Origin of the sequence: Pelagovum pacificum (assembly GCF_016134045.1) — a bacterium.
Lineage (GTDB): Bacteria > Pseudomonadota > Alphaproteobacteria > Rhodobacterales > Rhodobacteraceae > Oceanicola > Oceanicola pacificus_A.
Genome location: NZ_CP065915.1, coordinates 4,024,296 through 4,040,866 on the forward strand (window position 1 = coordinate 4,024,296; position 16,571 = coordinate 4,040,866).

Consider the following 16,571-nt stretch of genomic DNA (forward strand, 5'->3'; position numbering starts at 1 on the left):
TCAGAACGGCAGCATCGCGTCGACGGCCTGTTGCCCGTAGCGAGGCTGCTGAACATCTGAAATATCGCCCCGTCCACCATAGGAAATTCGGGCGGAGGCAATCTTGTCGTAGGTGATCTCGTTCTGGCGGGTGATATCCTCGGGCCGGACGAAGCCGGAGACGAGAAGTTCGCGCAATTCATTGTTAACCCGCACTTCCTGGCTGCCTGATATGGACAGAACACCGTTCGGCATGACGTCGAGGATCGTCGCGGCCACGCGCAACTCGAGCCGTTCGTTCCGGCGGACGGATCCGTCCCCGTCGGCGGAGCTCGACGAGGTGACCGAGACCGCGTTCTCGAAACTCGCACCCTCCGGCAGTTCGGGCGCCAGTCTTTGAGGGATGCCAAGGAGTTGTGGTAGCGCCAACGACTCCGCTCCCGACCGCGATCGAGATGTCGAGTTCGATATCTCCGCGCTGTCGTCGATTTCGATCACCACGGTCAGGATATCGCCGCGCTGCACGGCACGGCGGTCGCCGAGCAGGGAGCCCCGGTCGCCGGTCCAAAGCGATGCGCTGTCGAGCGGCGGCGTGACCGGCGCCGTTACTTCCACCAAGGGTAAACCGTACGTCATCATCGCGTTGTGCTCTGACGTCGCGCGGGCCGGAGATATGTCTGGCGCGCGGCCAACGCGGCTCAATTGGTCGCAGCCGGCGAGGGCGAGGCACAAGACCAAGCCGACGCGTGCGGATAACACATTACTCAGAGACATAGGCGGACCCATCCGTTCCGATGCGGGCTGTCACGGTGTTCCGGGAGGAGAGGTTCATCACCCGGATCAGATCACCCTCAGAAGCGCGGTCGAGCGCCCGACCTTCGGTCGCGATGCGCAGACCCGAGCCGTCGTAAATGAGCGAAACCAGTTGGTTGCGCTCTACGATCGTCGGCGGCCCTACGTCCGCCGCGCGTACTGGGCGACCCGCATAGATTGCAACGCGGGCTTCCAGACCGATCAAGCTGGACGCATCGTCGGTACCGCCAGAATAGCTCCCCCCGTCGAGCGTGAGGTCACCGGGGGCGATCAGTTGGAACGGCCTGATGGTCCGCGTCGCAACCAGGGTGTCTGCGCCGGCTGGCGGCGCCAGTAACAACAAGAGCGCCAATCTGCGCATCAGCGCACCTGCACGGTCGCCGCAAGCATCTGATCTGCGGCTGTGATTACCTTGGAATTGAGTTCGTAACCACGTTGCGCCTCGATCAGGTCGGTCACTTCCTTCACCGGGTCTACCGAGCTGTCCTCAAGGAATCCCTGCTGCAACGTGCCGAGACCGTCTTCGCCGGGGACCGCGACCAGCGGGGGGCCGGACGCCTCGGTTTCGACGAACATGTTGGAACCGATCGCCTCCAGCCCCTTGGGATTCGTGAAGCCGCTCAGGTTCAGTTGACCAAGGCGCTCGGCCGCGACGCGATCGCCGAAGTAGGCGTAGACTTCACCCTCCGCGTTAACAGAGATGGAGCGCGCGTCCGCCGGGATCGTGATTTCGGGGATGACCGGAAATCCTTCGGAGTTGACGATCAGCCCGTCGCCCGTCCGCTTCAGTGCACCATCTCGCGTGTAGGCCGCGCGACCGTCCGGCAGGGTGACCTCAAAATAACCGCTACCCTCGATCGCAAGGTCAAGATCGCCGCCTGTCGCGGAAAGCGCGCCTTGAGCCAAAACCATGGACACGGATGCGGCCTGAACGCCGAGTCCAAGCTGAACACCCGTCGGTAGCACAGTGCCGTCCGACGCGTTGATCGTTCCGGGACGCGCGGTTTGCTGATAATGAAGGTCCGCAAATTCCGCGCGTCGCGGGTTGTAACCGGTCGAGTTCATGTTCGCGAGGTTGTTGGAAATAACCTCGACCCGAGTCTGCTGAGCGGACATGCCCGTTGCGGCGATCTGAAGTGCTCGCATGGTTAATCCTCCTATTTACCTAGTGTGCGGATCGCTTCGCGGACTCTTTCATCCTCTCGATCGAGGAAATTCTGCCCCAGTTCGTAAGCCCGCTGGACCTCGATCATCCGCGCGATCTGCAGAACCGGGTCGACGTTGGAGCCTTCCAGAAATCCCTGGACCAGTCGTGATTCACCATCTGGCTCGAAACCACCGTCAGCCCGAAACCGAACGCCGTTCTCCCGAATTAGGTTGGTCGCATCGAGGGGGCGAACCACGCCAATCTGCCCGACGGGCTGTCCGTCGGCGGAGAGCGTTCCATCCGAAGAAATCGCAATGGTGCCAGCGCCTTGAGGGATGAAAACCGGCGCGCCTCCGGCGTCGAGAACGGGATAGCCGTCCGAGGTCACCAAGTCGCCCTGCGCATTTGGAGTGAAATTGCCGTTCCGGGTCAGCCGCTCGCCGTTCGGCGTAAGGACGAGAAAGAAACCCTCGCCCTCGATGGCGAGATCGAACGTACCACCGGTCCGGCTTAGTCCACCCTGCGACAGGTCATTGACCCGAGTATTCGCGCGGGCCATCGACAGGCTTTCATGGTTACCGCCGAGACGAGACACCCATTCGGAAAAGGTCACGCCTTCGCTCCGAAAGCCGGTGGTTGAGCTGTTGGCGATGTTGTTCGCGACGACCCGCATCTCGTCGAGAAGTCCGGACTGCCGTGTCAGCGTGGTGTAGGTCGTGTTGGTCATGGTTAATAACCGATGATGAGCGGGATGAGCGAAGTGGCGAAGAAGTCGACGAGCGTGTCTGTCATGAACCCCATGGTCACCCAGAAGACGGCGACGATCGCCGCGAGTTTTGGCACGAAGGTCAGCGTCATTTCCTGGATCGAGGTCAGCGCCTGAAACAGGCCGACACATAAGCCGGCGACCAGCGCGACCGTGAGGATCGGAAGTGAGGTCGCCACCGCGATCCAAAGACCTTCGCGGACGACATCGTAGAACTCGCCCTGCCGCATCATCAGATCGGCATCCTCAGGATCTCTTGATACGCTTCGACGACCTTGTCGCGGACTGCCACCACGGTTTCGAGCGCCAGTTCGGTGCGGGCGAGCGCCTGAACCATGCTGTGCGGGTCGACTTTGCCGGCCATGCCGCCCATCGCCGCGTCTTCGCCGGCCTCAAGGGTCGCCATGAACTCATTGGCAGCCTGCCCAATCGGGGAGGATGTCGGCGCGGTGGCATCGCGGTTCTTGTCATAGCCGTGGGGGAGGAGGCTCGTTCTGAGGTCCATCTCTTTGCTCCTATCTGCGCAACAGTTCGAGCAGTGAGGATGACATCTGTCGGACCTGCTCGAATATCTTGAGGTTCGCCTCGTAGCTGCGTTGTGCTTCGCGGGCGTCTGCGATCTCGATCATCAGGTTGACGTTGGAGCCGTCGTAGTGGCCGGTTGCGTCGGCCAGCGGATGTTCTGGATCGTAGATGCGGGACAGCTGCGACAGATCCAGCCGAACCGGGCCGACCTGAACCGCGCCAGTCCGTTTTCCGCTTTGTAACTCTTCCCGGAATGCTACGGTTTTACGGTGGTATCCGGGCGTGTCGGCGTTGGCGATATTTTCGGACGTGTGTCGGATCCGGGCCGCTTGCGCGCTCATCCCGCTGGCCACGATGCCGAAGGTATCTGAGAAGCCAGCCATGTCATTTCCGCCCGATCGATAGACGGAGAACATCCATGGCGTGCTTGTAGATCGCCAACGCCTGGACGTGCTCGCGCTGAATTTCGACGGCGTTCACCATCTCGACCTCGATCGAGACGGCATTGCCGTTCGGTGCAGGCTCTGCCCGGGTCGGCGTCGCTTCAGGCGCCTTCATGGCCTGGTGCCCGCTTCTACTGGCCCTCGGCGCGAGACCGCCTTCAGCGAAATCCCGGAACGGCGGGAGCTGCCGGGCGATGTACCCGGGTGTGTCCGCGTTCGCGATGTTCTGCGCGGTCAGAGTTTGGCGTTGCGCCGCATGCTCGGCCATTGCGGCCGAGGTCCTCATTACAGTCAGGTTTTCGTACATCGGGGCTTCTCCCTCGATTGGCTTCAACCAAGCCTTAAGGGGCATTTCTTAAGGTCGGGTTGTCGCCATTGGGAAAAGGCATCGAATCTTATGGAGTCTCTTCAGTTGGTCACCAATCGAATGCAGGACCTGCGCGCGCGCCACCTCATGGGTCGGGTGACGGAGGTTCGCGGCCCGACGCTGATGGTCTTGGGGTTCGGCACGGGCGTTCGACTGGGGGATCCGGTGTCGTTGCCGTCGCTGAACAATCGCCGTGGCGAGGTCATTGGCTTGGCGTCCGACGCGGCGATTGTTCTGCTGGAGGGCGGCACCGCAGGCATCAGCCTCCGGACACCTGTCCGGCTGGAACCTGCGCTTCGGTTTGCGCCAGGTAATCACTGGCTTGGTCGGGTCATTGATCCGGAGGGTCGGCCGCTGGATGGAAGGCCGTTGCTGCCTGGGATCGGTGCGACGCCGCTTTCGCCGGAGCCGCCGCCGCCACATGATCGGCGGGCTATGGGCCCACGCCTTTCAACGGGGTTTGCCGTATTTGATACATTGCTTCCCTTGGCTCGCGGACAACGGATCGGGCTGTTTGCGGGTTCTGGCGTCGGCAAGTCGACTTTGCTCGGCGACTTGGCGCGGAATGTTGAAGCGGACATCGTGGTGATCGGTCTGGTCGGCGAACGCGGACGCGAGCTGCGACAATTCGTTGAAGATGTGCTCGGCGATGCCGGGATGAAACGCTCGGTTGTGGTCACGGCCACATCGGACACATCCCCGCAATTGCGTTTGAAGTGCGCCTCCGCAGCAATGGCAACGGCCGAATATTTCCGAAATCAGGGTCGGCAAGTCCTGCTGCTGCTGGATAGCGTCACACGATTTGCCGAAGCTCAGCGAGAGGTCACGGCGGCGCGAGGCGAATCCACTGGCCTTCGCGGTTTTCCAGCCTCGACTGCGACCGCGATTGCGAACCTTTGTGAGCGAGCTGGTCCGGGTGTCGGAGCCTCTGGCGACATCACCGCGATTTTCACCGTTTTGGTTGCCGGATCTGACATGGAAGAACCGGTTGCAGACATGCTGCGGGGAGTACTGGACGGTCATGTGGTTCTGGATCGGAAGATCGCTGAACGCGGTCGGTTTCCGGCCGTCGATCTGTTACGTTCGACCTCCCGTTCGCTACCAGGCGTTGCGTCGGAGAGTGAGAATGCGCTGATCTCTGAAACGAGGCGCTTGCTCGCCACATACGAGCGCTCGGAAATGATGATCCAGGCTGGCCTGTACGTCTCAGGAACGGACAAGCAACTTGATCGGGCCGTGCGGTTGTATCCTGATTTGGACTCGTTCTTGGCAAGACGTACCAACCCCGGAATTCGCGACTATGATGTTCTTCGCCGTTTGCTTCTTGATCAAGGATGAACCTTCTCAGGAGAAGTAGGAGCGATAATTTTCTGCGGCTGATTGTACCAGTGCCAAGGCGGTATTCGCACCGCCATTGGCTGCGATCGCATTTGCCTCTGATCTGATCAGGAACAGACGGATGAGCTTCTCCTGAACTTCGGGTTTGCTGAAGTCGGCTGGCTCGTCCGTGCCGAGAACAGCCTTCGATCGATCCATCAGCTGGTCTCGCTGTTGGTCAATGTCGATGCGTCCGAAGCTTGTGGAGAATCCCAGCGCCGTTTCAAACACCGATCTGAGAGGCGGGCTCCCCATGATGCCGAACCATCTGGCGTTCGACGTTTGGTGCAAAGTCAGGACCTGGTCGATACCGTCCGAGAGGTTCAGCGCGAGCCGCATGTCTTCGTTCGTCTCACCGACGGCCAATTCAAATTGACGGTCCTGATACTTGTTCAGGATCTCTTCGGGAAAGCCTTCGTACCACGTCCGACCTGCGCCGCCGACATCTCCAAAACCCATAGCCTTGGACAAGCTGAGGTAGCGCTTGTCAGACAGCCTGTTGGCGAATGACCCGCTATCGATCGACCCCTCTTCCAGAACCTTTCGAATGAAGGCGGTCGAGTTGACGTCCTTGTCCAAACCGAACGCACCGAGGGCGACTTGGACAAGTTGCCGGTCTGCCATGAATTCATCAAGTGATGTAATATTTGCGATATTCTCCCGGAAGTAATTTGTCGCTCTGCTGATTGGGGCCGATGACTCGAATGCTTGTTTCTGGATCTCCAACGTTCTTTGCAAAAATTGCCAGCCAGCATATCCAGACAGGGGAACCGCTGGACGGAATGTCATGCGTCCCGTCCCATGGCGAGGAGCCGTGCCTCTCGCGGCAAAAGTGCTCTCAGGTGTTTAAGTGACTTGTAAAACTCTCTCTCGGCAACCGCGTCCGTTGCTGCTGAGAGATGTGACACACTGTCTTCATCGCGCAATACGAGGCTCAGTTGTTCTATTCCACGCATGAGTTGAAGCGCTGCGTCTTCTTCTTCGACGTCGCCGGAAAGCACCAGTTGCGCGATGTAACAGACCCTTCGGACTGGGCTGTTTACTTCAGTTGGTCGAATGGCGTCCCTCAGTCGCAAGATGTTCGCGTTCGGTGTCAGAATAGAAAGCCTCGAGCGACGGTCCCCATTCTCGATTACGGCGCCGTTCACCAGGACACGTTCCCTCGGGCCCAGCTTCAATACGAGGCAAGTCATCTGGCTGATCCCGAAGACAGACCGCGCATGACCGCTGTGTTTACTTCGATCAAGGTATCTATCGTAGCCTCTCCTCGGAGAACCTTGCGGCTATGAGCGGCGACGAACTCGGCCAGATAGAAGATCCGCGCGCGCAGTTCTTCGGGCAGGCCGTTTTGCTCGTCCACGACTTCACCGGCCAGATGGTTCCATATACGGCGGTTGTCGAAGAGCGCTTCAGAAAGTCGAGGCATGTCTTGGCTCTGAGCTGCATTCCGGATGCGGGACGTCACTTGCCCCAAGAGTTGCAACTCCGTCGCCCGCTCCGTCCTCACGGCAGAGGTCTTGGGCGCGTAGCCTTGGCGGGCACGTTCAATGACGTTCACGTCGTCATCCTTTCGGGACTGAGTGTCGGCAACGCAATTTCATCGGGGAGCTGTGAAGGGGAGGCGCGATAACGCCTCCCCGACGCTCTTACCGGAAGAGCGAAAGGATCGACTGCGGCGCCTGGTTGGCGATGGACAGCGCTTGAGTGCCCAACTGTTGCTGGACCTGCAGCGCCTGGAGGCGGGCCGAAGTCTCTTCCATGTTCGCATCGACGAGGCTCCCGATGCCGGACTTCAAAGAGTCGGTCAGATCGGAAATGAAAGTCGCCTGCGTTTCGATACGGCCCTGAACCGAGCCGAACGAAGACGCTGCTTCCGTCGCAGCCTGGATCATGCCCTCGATCGCACCGAGCGCGGTCTGAGCGCCGCTCTGGGTGGAAACGTCGAGGGTTTCCAGCTGAGCAAGCGCACCGGTGCCGCGCTCTTGGGTGAGCGTGATGCCGATACCCGCTTCGCTGGTGAGGTTCTGAACATCGAGCGTGCCGGAGCCGAGCGTCAGCGAGAACTTCGTGTCGTCGAGTCCGGCAGCCATTAGCCCGTTCTTCAGGCCGGACAGAACGGCGTCCGCGTTGTCTCCTTCACGAACGACATAGCTGCCCTCCGTATTCCCCACTTTGAGCCGCATCACGTCACCTTCGACAAGGCCGGTCGTCACTGCCGTGTCAACGCCAGCGTCGCTGGACTTGAGCGCCGTGGAGCCGGCAGCGGCACCGGCTGCATCAAGGAAGGCGGCGCCGAGCGCGACCTGAGTGGTATCGTTGGCCCCGCCATTCTCGGTCAGGCTCGCCACCGAATTGGTGGCGGCGGTGAGCGCATCACCCGTCGTCGTCGAGAGGTTCTGAGCATCGATGCCGATGCTGGAAACAGCGACGCCACCATTGGAATCGCGGTCCAGCGACGACAGGATGTTGGTGCCGACGTTCCCGTTCGTGTTGAAGTCGGAGGCAGAGCCATCAACAAGGTTCAGACCATTGAACTGGGCTGCGCCCACGACTGATTTGATCTGGTCGATGAAGGCATTGACGTCGTCCTGGATCTTCGAGCGATCGACGTTGTCCGCCTGTGCATCGACGATCTTGTTCTTCATCTCCGTCAGGAGGTCGGTCACGGCCTCGGAGGCCTGCCGGGCCACGGCGACAGTCGATTCACCGAGAGCGAGGCTGTTCGAGATCGCCTTGAACCCCTGAACGTCGGACTCCATGACTTTGGAGATTGCCCAGACCGCCGAGTTGTCCTTTGCGGTGGCAACGGCCTTGCCGGTGGAGATCATCGACTGGGTCTTGCCGAGATCCTGATTGATGGACTTCAGGGTCTGCAGCGCCACCATGGCGCCGTTGTTGGTCAGAATGCTGGACATTTGGACTTTGGTCCCTTTCTTTCGGGCGCTTTGCGCCTTTGGTCATAGAAACAAGAACCGCGGGATTTCCTGCGGCGTCGATCGTCATTCTGACTGAGATTAGACTGAACGTTTCTGTCCAGGTTTGCGCAGCCGTTCGACTGCAGTGCCGAAACTGAACTTACTTCCTGAAGAAAGTTCTAACGGCGAGGCTCAGTATTACCAGACTTTGTGTCGATTCTTAGACTTTCTTTCTGAAATGACTCGACGTGGTAAATCGTACCTCAGTATTGCCCGCCGGCGCGTAGAACAAAGGTCCATTACGCACCCTTCGCACCTCTTCGAGTCGTCGTTTCGCGGCAGAAACGCCATTCATCGCAGACCGCAGTAGGGTCGCGTTTTGTTCTGCCTTCTCCTCTAGTGCTGTAAGAGAAGATTCGGCGACCTGGTTTCTCGCGAGCCGCTCCAAATGGAGGCGCTTCTGTTCGGCAATCAGGGCAAGCTCGCTGAAATCACCTGAAAGGATAGCAGTCCGCTCTTTCCGAAGTAATTCAGTCAGCAGTGATATTGTATTGTCGGTCAAGCTTGCAACAGAAGGTGTTGGTAAATTGCTTCTGAAAGCCCGAACCCTCCGTTCTCCACGATGATCGAAGAATGTGCCTCGACTAGCAGTGATGTGAATTGCTCCTCACCTATGCCGCCGCTGAAGCTTTCTGAAAATTCATGAAGCCCCGCCGACTTTAACATTTGAGATACAAGGGTCGTCTCGATCTGTTTCGCAGCAGTCCAGATAGATTTGTCTGGAAAACTTGAGGGATATGTGTGGGTCATGCTGCCTCCAAAGTGGGTCGGGCGGAATATAAACTGCCGCGTATGAATATTCCGTTAGTAATTTTGCGCTATTAACTTGCGTGATCGTAGTAGCTGAATGAAATCATGCAGAATATTTCGGCCCTTCGGGCAGACCAAACGGGCGTGTCATTCGAGATCGGCAACCTGTCGCCCAAGTACTCTTCGGCGGACTTTGCAGCGGTGCTCGCTGTTCTGAGCGACGGGGAACTTACAGCCGCTAGCGAGTTCGGGCTGCCCACGGAGTCAGCGGTCGGAGAAAGCGCTTCCGATACTGAGGCGGCCGCAGACGTGCTTGATATTGGCAAGCTAGAAGAGGGCGCATTTCCTGCTGAGCAGCATCACGAATTGACTTCGTCCGCGGGTGCCGAGGTGCTATCGCCGCCGGTATCCGCGCCGAGTTCTACTGAGGTTGAGGGCGGATTTTTCAGTTCAGCGGATACCATCAACCTTGAAGACCCTCACGGTGATGAAGCAGCGGCTGACCGCAACCAAGCCCCAATCCAGACGCCTCATCAAGTCCTAGTCGAGTCTGCTTCGAACCGCAGTTTCGACGGTGAAACAGATCTGACGCGGATAGAAACGTCGGCCAGAACGGAGGGCGCTCTGATACCGGCTGACCGTCAAGGGTCGGAAACGAGCGCGGTTACTGCGCGTGCGCTTCAGGCGGCTGAGGAGGCGCCAATGCTGGAGAATCAGGAGCGCTCGGTCGAGATGCTTGAGCGCGAGGTGGTCGAGTCTCCAAGACAGGTGCCCGGTGAGTTGGTTTCCAGTTTCGGGCTGACAGGAAACGCGCTCGTCCAGAAAGATGCGTTTCTCAAGCTTGCTGAGCCAACGGACCATATAGATCGACTGTTCGTAGCTGTAACAGCCAGCCCCCGGTTGAACCGGCCGGAGGTCGATTTGACTGAAGTCGTGCCAGATCGGAAATCTGCCTTATTAGATTCCTCTGCTTCGATTCAAGTGGAGCCCAAGACTGAGCCTGCTACCCGAGGCACTTCTTCCGCTCTTCTCGCCTCTCAGGCCGAAGCCAAACTGGCGCAGGGCCGAGAGTTCGAACTGCCAGCCACAACTGCGCCAACAGATCGGCTCGCCCCAAACCCAACTCCAAATGCTATGCCGCAGTCTCAGTTGGCCCATCAGGTCAATCGGCAACTGGTCGTCTCAATCCAGAACAACCCGACAGGGACCACGGAGATCCGGCTCGATCCGCCAGAGCTTGGGAACGTCAGGGTCAGCGTCAGTCACACCGAGAGTTCGTTGCTGATCACGCTTGTCGCCGATCGTGCGGACACGTCCGAGATGCTTCGCCGGCATGTCGCTGTTCTGAGCGAAAGCCTACGCAGCGCTGGTTTCGCGGAGGTTAACATTCAACTGCCAGAGCGAGGTCAGCAGTCATTCGACCGGCGGGGTCAGGGGCAGGCAGAAGGCGACTCGATCGAAGTCGACCCCGACGGAGTGCTCGAAATCGTCGAGCGGCCCACCACAAAACTTGTCAGCCTGACCGGTCTAGACCTGAGGCTTTGAGGAGGAATCATGTCTGGAATTGAAGCGCTTCAGAATGGCACAGCGGCCCGGAACGCATTCGCGGGGGCGGCGACGGAGGAAAGCAGTTCGATCAGCTCGGATTTCGAGACGTTTCTCAAGATGCTGACGGTGCAGCTGGAAAACCAGGACCCCCTTAATCCAATGGACTCGGCGGAATATGCTCTTCAGCTTGCGACGTTTTCCGGGGTGGAGCAGCAGGTCCTGACCAATGATCTGCTGAAGGCGATGACCGTCCAGATGGGAGCAGCGGGTTTGGGCGAGTACGCCTCCTGGGTTGGCCGTCAGGCGCGCGTCGAGTCGCCGGTTGCGTATGATGGCACCGCTATTCCGGTCGTGGTCGAGCCGCCGGACGGGGCCGAAGCGGCATTTCTGGTGGCTCGCGACGATACAGGCCGGGAGCTTGACCGCCGCTTGATCGATGTCGCCGACGGCGAGATCCAGTGGAGGCCGGACGTGGCCCTTACTGAAGGGACGATAGTGTCGTTCAGTGTCGAATCGGTCGCCGAGGGAGAGGCACTCGACGCTGTGCCTGCGCAGGTTTACGCGCGGATTGAAGAAGTCAGGGTCGAGCCGCGGGGCACAGCTGCCGTCCTGCCCGGCGGCACAGTGGTCCCGGTCGATGAGATTACGGCGCTCAGGGATGGCTGATGTCTTGGCGCCGGCCTGATATCGTTGCGCGTACGGTAAGGCTGCTGAAGCGTGCTGCCAATCCTAACGCCAGGCGCGGCGAACGAGGGTCACAGCCCGGCGCCGATCAGAACGCCGGCGGCCATCACGACGGCGCCGCCAAGTGCTGCCCACGGCCAGCTGACCGGATGAGACGTTGGTTTCGACGGCGTCGACTGCCGGATCAGCGCCGCTTCGGCGATGTGAGGCAGCTTCGGACCGAACCGGGCGAGAACCTCTGCCGTACGGGTCAGATCCTTGGCAAGCGCCGTGGGGCCAAGGCTCTTCTTGATGTACTCTTCGACGACGGGTTGGGCGACTTCCCAGATGTTCATATGCGGGTCGAGCGATCGAGCGACGCCCTCGACAACGACCATGGTGCGTTGAAGGAGGATCAACTCCGTCCTTGTCTCCATGCCGAATCGCTCGGTCACCTCGAAGAGATAGGCCAGCAGACGGCCCATCGAAATCCGGGAGGCGTCCATGCCGAATATCGGTTCCCCGACAGCGCGAAGGGCGCGGGCGAACTCGTCAACGTCGCGATCGGCGGGAACGTAGCCAGCCTCGAAGTGCACCTCGGCGACCCGGCGGTAATCGCGGCGGATGAACCCGAACAGGATCTGGGCATAGACCCGACGCGTGTATTCGTCGATGTGCCCCATGATTCCGAAGTCGTAGGCGATGATATCGCCGTTCGGCGCGACCTTCAGGTTTCCGTGGTGCATGTCGGCGTGAAACATGCCGTCCCGCAGCGCGTGGAGCAGAAACAGCTCCAATACACGTGCGGCGAGGCGTCGCGTATCGTGGCCGGCAGCTTCGAGCGCCGCGACATCTCCGAAACGCGTGCCGTCGGCCCATGTCTGGGTCATCACGCGGCGTGCGGACAGGTTCCAGAGGATCGAAGGCAGGCGGAAGCCTTCGTCGCGCGCAGTGTTGGACGCGAATTCGGACGCGGCGGAACTCTCAAGCCGAAGATCGAGCTCACCAAGAACTACACCTTCAAAATGCGTCACGACGTCGATCGGATGAAGGCGACGAGACGCGGGAGACAGGAACTCGATCACCCGGGCTGCGAAGTAGAAGGCGTCGATGTCCCGGCGGAAGGCGCGTTCGATGCCAGGGCGAAGGACTTTCACCGCGACATCCTCACCCGTTTCGGCAAGGCGGGCGCGGTGAACCTGCGCGATCGAGGCGGCGGCAACCGGTTCGGAGAACTCGCTGAAGGTCTCGTCGACCGAGATCTCAAGCTCCCGCTCGATCTCGGCCTTGGCGACCTCTCTCGGGAAAGGCGGGAGCTGATCCTGCAACACGCGCAGCTGCGAGGCGAGGTCCGTGCCGACGACATCCGGGCGGGTCGACAGGATTTGGCCGAACTTGATGTAGGCCGGGCCAAGCGCGTTGAGCGCCCGCGTCGTCGGACCCATGTCCGGATCGCCCTTGTAGCCAAGCCACTGGAACGGCCACATCAGGCAACGGATCACGATACGGACGAGCGGCGGCGCCTCGAACGCATTCATCACGAAGGTCATGGCTCCGGTCCGCTCGAGCGTCGCGCCGGTGCGGATCAGGCGAAAAATGTTATGCGGACCGCGCACTTACAGCTTCCAGCCGGAATGCAGGCAGGCGACGCCCATCGTCAGGTTCCGATAGGCGGCGTTTCCAAAGCCGGCATCGCGGATCATCGAAAGGAAGGTGTCCTGATCGGGGAACCGGCGGATCGACTCGACAAGGTACTGATAGCTGTCCCGGTCGTTGGCGATCATCTGACCCATTCGGGGAATGACGTTGAACGAGTAGAGATCGTAAAGCTGCCTAAGCCCCGGGTTCGGCACACGCGAGAATTCGAGCACCATGAGCCGGCCGCCGGGACGCAGGACTCGATAGGCCTCGACCAGCGCATCCGCGGGGCGGGTCACGTTCCGGATGCCGAAAGAGATCGTGTAGACGTCGAAGCTGTTGTCGTCGAAAGGCAGCGCCATCGCGTCGCCGACCACCCAGTCGAGCTGGTCGGACAGGCTCGCCGCCTCGGCGCGTTTGCGCCCTTCGACCAGCATCGGCTCCGTCAGGTCGAGAACGGTGGCGTGGCCCTGGCCCGCGCGTTTGAGGAACCGGAACGAGATGTCGCCGGTCCCGCCGGCGACATCCAGCAGGGCCTGCCCGGGACGCGGCGCAAGCCAGTCCATCATGGCATCCTTCCAGACCCGGTGGATACCGACGCTCATCACGTCGTTCATGACGTCGTAGCGGTTCGCGACCGAGGTGAAGACGCCCCGAACGCGACCGGATTTCTCGTCTTCGGGTACCTCCTGGTAGCCGAAGTGAGTGAACTTCTCTTTATCGTCTGTCATCGGCTCTTGCGGTCCCTGGCACCCGCGCCTTTCTATAGGCGCTCCCCGGCGCAGACAACGCGCCGTGAAGAAAGGAAAGCGCGCGATGCCCGAATTGCCAGAGGTCGAGACAGTCCGTCGCGGGCTGGCCCCGGCTATGGAGGGGGCGGTGATCGACCTCGCGCAGGTCAACCGCCCGGACCTGCGCTGGCCGTTTCCGGAGCAATTCGCGGACCGCCTGACCGGGCGCCGGGTGCTGCGGCTCGGCCGACGATCGAAATACCTGCTGGCGGAACTGGACGGAGACGAAACCCTGATCGTGCATCTCGGCATGTCGGGGCGGATGACCGTCAGTGGCGACCCGCTTGGTCAGTTTCACCACGACCACCCGATGCCGGAGAAGCACGACCATGTCGTTCTGAACATGGGAAACGGGGCGCGGATCACATTCAACGACCCGCGTCGGTTCGGGGCGATGGATCTCTGGCCCAGTGCGGAAGTCGAACGGCACTGGCTGATCCGGAACCTCGGTCCGGAACCGCTCGGTAATGCGTTCAGCGAGGGATACTTCGTCGAGCGGTTGAAGACGCGCAATACGCCGATGAAGGCGGCCCTGCTGGATCAGCGCGTCGTCGCGGGACTCGGCAATATCTACGTGTGCGAAGTCCTCCACCGGGCCGGAATCGACCCGCGTCGCACGGCGCGGCGGGTGTCCGACCGTCGCCTTGCGGCAACGGTTCCGATCGTGCGCGACGTGCTGTCGGAGGCGATCGAGGCGGGCGGTTCTTCCCTGCGCGACTATCGCCGGGCTGATGGCGAACTGGGCTATTTCCAGCATGTTTTCAGGGTCTACGACCGGGAAGGTCACCCCTGCCCAAGGGAAGGCTGCGGGGGTACGGTGACACGCATCGTACAATCGGGGCGTTCCACATTCTGGTGTCCCGCCTGCCAAAGATGATTTGACCCCGGTCGCGCCTTTGTTAAGCGTGGGGCCTCCGCCTTTGGCTACTGGGAACCGAGACATGGCCTACGAGACGATCATCGTCGAATCCTCCGACGACGTCTGTACGATTACCCTCAACCGCCCCGACGCCATGAACGCCATCAACCGGCAGCTCCTGAAGGAGCTGGTGAAGGCGCTCGAAGAGGCGGACGCGAGCGACAAGGTACGCTGCATCATCCTGATCGGGTCGGAGAAGGCCTTTGCCGCCGGCGCCGACATCGCCGAGATGGCCGACAAGAGCTTTGTCGAGATGTACACGGAGCAGTTCTTCGCCCGTGAATCGGACAAGTTCGCCGGCATTCGCAAACCGATCATCGCCGCCGTGTCGGGCTACGCGCTCGGCGGCGGGTGCGAGCTTGCCATGATGTGCGATTTCGTCATCGCCGCCGATAATGCCAAGTTCGGCCAGCCCGAGATCAACCTCGGCATCATGGCCGGGATGGGCGGCACGCAGCGGCTGACCCGGCTCGTCGGCAAGTCGAAGTCGATGGACATGCACCTGACCGGTCGCTTCATGGATGCCGAAGAAGCGGAGCGTGCGGGGCTTGCCAGCCGCGTCGTGCCGCTGAAGAAGCTCAAGGAAGAGGCCCAGTCGGCCGCCGGCAAGATCGCCGAGAAGTCGCTGCTGGCGTCGTCGGCGGTGAAGCAGGCCATCAACCGCGCCGAGGAGGTGTCCCTCTCCGAGGGCATGCGCTTCGAGCGGACGCTGTTCTACGCGCTCTTCTCCACCAACGACCAGGCCGAGGGCATGGCCGCGTTCCGCGAGAAGCGCGAGGCGCAGTTCCGCGACAAGTAGTCGGGGCACTGCCACAGATTACCGGTTTCCAACCGCGAAAATTGTCGTTATAGGGCCGCGCTACATGCGCGTGATGCCCGCTTTGGCAAGAGTCGCCGGGACAGATGGTCCCGGACCCGGGGATCCGTGCGCCGAATTTGAAACGTATCCGACCCCGGAAGAGGACCCAGAGACATGGCAAATACGCCCCAGTCCAAGAAGCGCGCCCGTCAGAACGAGCGCCGCAACGCAGTCAACAAAGCCCGCCGCTCGCGCATCCGCACCCAGCTCCGCAAGGTCGAAGAAGCGATCGCCTCCGGTGACAAGGACGCGGCGACCTCCGCCCTGCGCGCCGCCCAGCCCGAGCTGATGCGTGGCGTCACCAAAGGCGTTTTCCACAAGAACACTGCGTCCCGGAAGATCTCCCGCCTTTCGGCCCGGGTCAAAGCGCTCGGTTGACCTTACGGTAAAGGCCTTTTGCAGTTCCGAACAAAGCGCGCCAACTCGGCGCGCTTTGTCATTTTGGCAACAGTGCGATTACAGCAATTCCTTCGAGTCATGTGGATTCAAGGCGCTCTCAGATTCTCTTCACGGACCCGCGACGGAAAGCACTGAGTCAAGCGAGTTGTTCTGTTGTGGGGGCTCCGAACCCCTTGCTAGCTTGAGCAGGCGATTCACGAGCGCACACCTGGGGGAACATGGAGAGTCGTCCCGGGGGAAAGCGAAATGGCCGGAACCAGCTGCTTTGGTTCCTGTCTGCTGACCCTGACGCGACTCTGGCGAGACACCACGGGACGGCACAAAGCTGCCGTCGTCCCGGAGGGCGTCCTTTGCCCGCGGAAGGTCGATGGATTTATCCACACGGCCCGGTCCGAACCATGATCCAGAGTGACCCGTGCCGGCGCTGCCGTCGATGGGCGGAGTGCCTGCACGGGCCACTCGAAAACTGGCCAAGTCGCCCTGCCATTAGGCGTGGCAGGGGACGTTGACGGCTTGCTTTCTCCCAGGCGTGCGACGCGGTCGCAGGTCGAAAGGGGCGCGGGGTCGGGACAGACCTCGTCCGGGCAAATCGAAAACAGGACAGGCTGGTCA

21 protein-coding genes are annotated in these 16,571 nt (G+C 60.8%); 6 read left to right on the forward strand and 15 right to left on the reverse strand.

The genetic code is table 11. From position 1 onward, the window contains the following. The 8 genes from flgH to I8N54_RS19815 are packed head-to-tail and all read right to left on the reverse strand — an operon-like array spanning position 1 to position 3,980. A complete protein-coding gene (gene flgH, locus I8N54_RS19780; RefSeq protein ID WP_140194691.1) occupies positions 1-753 on the reverse strand; it encodes a flagellar basal body L-ring protein FlgH in 753 nt (250 codons plus the stop codon). Then, positions 740-1,153 carry a flagellar basal body P-ring formation chaperone FlgA gene (flgA, locus tag I8N54_RS19785; protein WP_140194689.1) on the reverse strand — a complete coding sequence of 138 codons (414 nt, stop codon included), beginning with the start codon at positions 1,151-1,153 and terminating at the stop codon, positions 740-742. Before flgA ends, flgH begins: the two co-directional genes overlap by 14 nt. Continuing rightward, positions 1,153-1,938 (reverse strand): flagellar basal-body rod protein FlgG, encoded by a 786-nt coding sequence (flgG, locus tag I8N54_RS19790; protein WP_140194687.1) that lies wholly within the window; start codon positions 1,936-1,938, stop codon positions 1,153-1,155. The genes flgA and flgG overlap by 1 nt, the downstream gene beginning before the upstream one ends. Before the next feature lie 11 nt (positions 1,939-1,949). After that, positions 1,950-2,666: a flagellar hook-basal body complex protein gene (locus tag I8N54_RS19795; RefSeq protein WP_140194685.1), complete on the reverse strand. Its 717-nt coding sequence runs from the start codon at positions 2,664-2,666 to the stop codon at positions 1,950-1,952. Between the two features lie 2 nt (positions 2,667-2,668). Beyond that, positions 2,669-2,938, reverse strand: coding sequence for a flagellar biosynthetic protein FliQ (locus I8N54_RS19800; RefSeq protein ID WP_140194683.1), 270 nt, complete (start codon positions 2,936-2,938; stop codon positions 2,669-2,671). Then, a complete protein-coding gene (fliE, locus tag I8N54_RS19805) occupies positions 2,938-3,210 on the reverse strand; it encodes a flagellar hook-basal body complex protein FliE (RefSeq protein WP_140194681.1) in 273 nt (90 codons plus the stop codon). Before fliE ends, I8N54_RS19800 begins: the two co-directional genes overlap by 1 nt. Positions 3,211-3,220: 10 nt before the next feature. Further along, positions 3,221-3,613: a flagellar basal body rod protein FlgC gene (flgC, locus tag I8N54_RS19810; protein ID WP_140195708.1), complete on the reverse strand. Its 393-nt coding sequence runs from the start codon at positions 3,611-3,613 to the stop codon at positions 3,221-3,223. Between the two features lies 1 nt (position 3,614). After that, on the reverse strand, positions 3,615-3,980 hold the full coding sequence (locus tag I8N54_RS19815; protein WP_140194679.1) for a FlgB family protein: 366 nt from the start codon (positions 3,978-3,980) through the stop codon (positions 3,615-3,617). A 90-nt stretch (positions 3,981-4,070) separates the two neighbouring features. On the opposite strand from I8N54_RS19815, the gene I8N54_RS19820 reads away from it, so the two are divergent. Further along, positions 4,071-5,378, forward strand: coding sequence for a FliI/YscN family ATPase (locus I8N54_RS19820; protein ID WP_140194676.1), 1,308 nt, complete (start codon positions 4,071-4,073; stop codon positions 5,376-5,378). 6 nt (positions 5,379-5,384) lie between these two features. Here I8N54_RS19820 and I8N54_RS19825 read toward each other — a convergent pair whose 3' ends face one another. The 5 genes from I8N54_RS19825 to I8N54_RS19845 form a co-directional block, all read right to left on the reverse strand. Beyond that, positions 5,385-6,206, reverse strand: a complete 822-nt coding sequence (locus I8N54_RS19825; protein WP_140194674.1) for a DUF1217 domain-containing protein — start codon at positions 6,204-6,206, stop codon at positions 5,385-5,387. Continuing rightward, a complete protein-coding gene (gene flbT, locus I8N54_RS19830; RefSeq protein WP_140194672.1) occupies positions 6,203-6,610 on the reverse strand; it encodes a flagellar biosynthesis repressor FlbT in 408 nt (135 codons plus the stop codon). The genes I8N54_RS19825 and flbT overlap by 4 nt, the downstream gene beginning before the upstream one ends. Further along, on the reverse strand, positions 6,607-6,975 hold the full coding sequence (flaF, locus tag I8N54_RS19835) for a flagellar biosynthesis regulator FlaF (protein WP_140194670.1): 369 nt from the start codon (positions 6,973-6,975) through the stop codon (positions 6,607-6,609). The genes flbT and flaF overlap by 4 nt, the downstream gene beginning before the upstream one ends. An 88-nt stretch (positions 6,976-7,063) precedes the next feature. After that, entirely contained in the window at positions 7,064-8,332 is a 1,269-nt protein-coding gene (locus tag I8N54_RS19840; RefSeq protein WP_140194668.1) for a flagellin, read from the reverse strand. 558 nt (positions 8,333-8,890) lie between these two features. Next, positions 8,891-9,142 carry a rod-binding protein gene (locus I8N54_RS19845; protein ID WP_140194664.1) on the reverse strand — a complete coding sequence of 84 codons (252 nt, stop codon included), beginning with the start codon at positions 9,140-9,142 and terminating at the stop codon, positions 8,891-8,893. 105 nt (positions 9,143-9,247) lie between these two features. Here I8N54_RS19845 and I8N54_RS19850 point away from each other — a divergent pair, with 105 nt between their 5' ends. Further along, a complete protein-coding gene (locus tag I8N54_RS19850; RefSeq protein WP_140194662.1) occupies positions 9,248-10,687 on the forward strand; it encodes a flagellar hook-length control protein FliK in 1,440 nt (479 codons plus the stop codon). Positions 10,688-10,696: 9 nt separating this feature from the next. Further along, a complete protein-coding gene (locus I8N54_RS19855; RefSeq protein ID WP_140194660.1) occupies positions 10,697-11,356 on the forward strand; it encodes a flagellar hook capping FlgD N-terminal domain-containing protein in 660 nt (219 codons plus the stop codon). Between the two features lie 89 nt (positions 11,357-11,445). Here the strand turns inward: I8N54_RS19855 and ubiB are convergent, their stop codons facing one another. After that, positions 11,446-12,969 carry a 2-polyprenylphenol 6-hydroxylase gene (gene ubiB / locus I8N54_RS19860; RefSeq protein ID WP_140194658.1) on the reverse strand — a complete coding sequence of 508 codons (1,524 nt, stop codon included), beginning with the start codon at positions 12,967-12,969 and terminating at the stop codon, positions 11,446-11,448. Further along, positions 12,970-13,722, reverse strand: a complete 753-nt coding sequence (gene ubiE / locus I8N54_RS19865) for a bifunctional demethylmenaquinone methyltransferase/2-methoxy-6-polyprenyl-1,4-benzoquinol methylase UbiE (RefSeq protein WP_140194656.1) — start codon at positions 13,720-13,722, stop codon at positions 12,970-12,972. It abuts the gene before it with no gap. Positions 13,723-13,807: 85 nt separating this feature from the next. Here ubiE and mutM point away from each other — a divergent pair, with 85 nt between their 5' ends. The 3 genes from mutM to rpsT all read left to right on the forward strand — a co-directional run bounded on the left by mutM (position 13,808) and on the right by rpsT (position 15,938). Beyond that, positions 13,808-14,659 carry a bifunctional DNA-formamidopyrimidine glycosylase/DNA-(apurinic or apyrimidinic site) lyase gene (mutM, locus tag I8N54_RS19870; RefSeq protein ID WP_140194654.1) on the forward strand — a complete coding sequence of 284 codons (852 nt, stop codon included), beginning with the start codon at positions 13,808-13,810 and terminating at the stop codon, positions 14,657-14,659. Positions 14,660-14,723: 64 nt separating this feature from the next. Then, complete coding sequence (locus tag I8N54_RS19875; RefSeq protein ID WP_140194652.1) at positions 14,724-15,500, forward strand: enoyl-CoA hydratase-related protein; 777 nt, start codon at positions 14,724-14,726, stop codon at positions 15,498-15,500. A gap of 174 nt (positions 15,501-15,674) precedes the next feature. Further along, on the forward strand, positions 15,675-15,938 hold the full coding sequence (rpsT, locus tag I8N54_RS19880) for a 30S ribosomal protein S20 (RefSeq protein WP_140194650.1): 264 nt from the start codon (positions 15,675-15,677) through the stop codon (positions 15,936-15,938). Positions 15,939-16,571 lie beyond the last annotated feature (633 nt).

Bases quoted from the DNA above. Each gene is read 5' to 3' on its own strand.
- fliE (WP_140194681.1), bottom strand. From the start codon at position 3,210: ATGGACCTCAGAACGAGCCTCCTCCCCCACGGCTATGACAAGAACCGC.
- I8N54_RS19875 (WP_140194652.1), top strand. From the start codon at position 14,724: ATGGCCTACGAGACGATCATCGTCGAATCCTCCGACGACGTCTGTACG.
- I8N54_RS19825 (WP_140194674.1), bottom strand. From the start codon at position 6,206: ATGACATTCCGTCCAGCGGTTCCCCTGTCTGGATATGCTGGCTGGCAA.
- I8N54_RS19840 (WP_140194668.1), bottom strand. From the start codon at position 8,332: ATGTCCAGCATTCTGACCAACAACGGCGCCATGGTGGCGCTGCAGACC.
- flbT (WP_140194672.1), bottom strand. From the start codon at position 6,610: ATGACTTGCCTCGTATTGAAGCTGGGCCCGAGGGAACGTGTCCTGGTG.
- flgA (WP_140194689.1), bottom strand. From the start codon at position 1,153: ATGCGCAGATTGGCGCTCTTGTTGTTACTGGCGCCGCCAGCCGGCGCA.
- flgG (WP_140194687.1), bottom strand. From the start codon at position 1,938: ATGCGAGCACTTCAGATCGCCGCAACGGGCATGTCCGCTCAGCAGACT.
- flgH (WP_140194691.1), bottom strand. From the start codon at position 753: ATGTCTCTGAGTAATGTGTTATCCGCACGCGTCGGCTTGGTCTTGTGC.
- I8N54_RS19820 (WP_140194676.1), top strand. From the start codon at position 4,071: ATGGAGTCTCTTCAGTTGGTCACCAATCGAATGCAGGACCTGCGCGCG.
- I8N54_RS19800 (WP_140194683.1), bottom strand. From the start codon at position 2,938: ATGATGCGGCAGGGCGAGTTCTACGATGTCGTCCGCGAAGGTCTTTGG.
- I8N54_RS19795 (WP_140194685.1), bottom strand. From the start codon at position 2,666: ATGACCAACACGACCTACACCACGCTGACACGGCAGTCCGGACTTCTC.
- rpsT (WP_140194650.1), top strand. From the start codon at position 15,675: ATGGCAAATACGCCCCAGTCCAAGAAGCGCGCCCGTCAGAACGAGCGC.
- flgC (WP_140195708.1), bottom strand. From the start codon at position 3,613: ATGGCTGGCTTCTCAGATACCTTCGGCATCGTGGCCAGCGGGATGAGC.
- I8N54_RS19855 (WP_140194660.1), top strand. From the start codon at position 10,697: ATGTCTGGAATTGAAGCGCTTCAGAATGGCACAGCGGCCCGGAACGCA.
- I8N54_RS19850 (WP_140194662.1), top strand. From the start codon at position 9,248: ATGCAGAATATTTCGGCCCTTCGGGCAGACCAAACGGGCGTGTCATTC.
- I8N54_RS19815 (WP_140194679.1), bottom strand. From the start codon at position 3,980: ATGTACGAAAACCTGACTGTAATGAGGACCTCGGCCGCAATGGCCGAG.
- mutM (WP_140194654.1), top strand. From the start codon at position 13,808: ATGCCCGAATTGCCAGAGGTCGAGACAGTCCGTCGCGGGCTGGCCCCG.
- I8N54_RS19845 (WP_140194664.1), bottom strand. From the start codon at position 9,142: ATGACCCACACATATCCCTCAAGTTTTCCAGACAAATCTATCTGGACT.
- ubiE (WP_140194656.1), bottom strand. From the start codon at position 13,722: ATGACAGACGATAAAGAGAAGTTCACTCACTTCGGCTACCAGGAGGTA.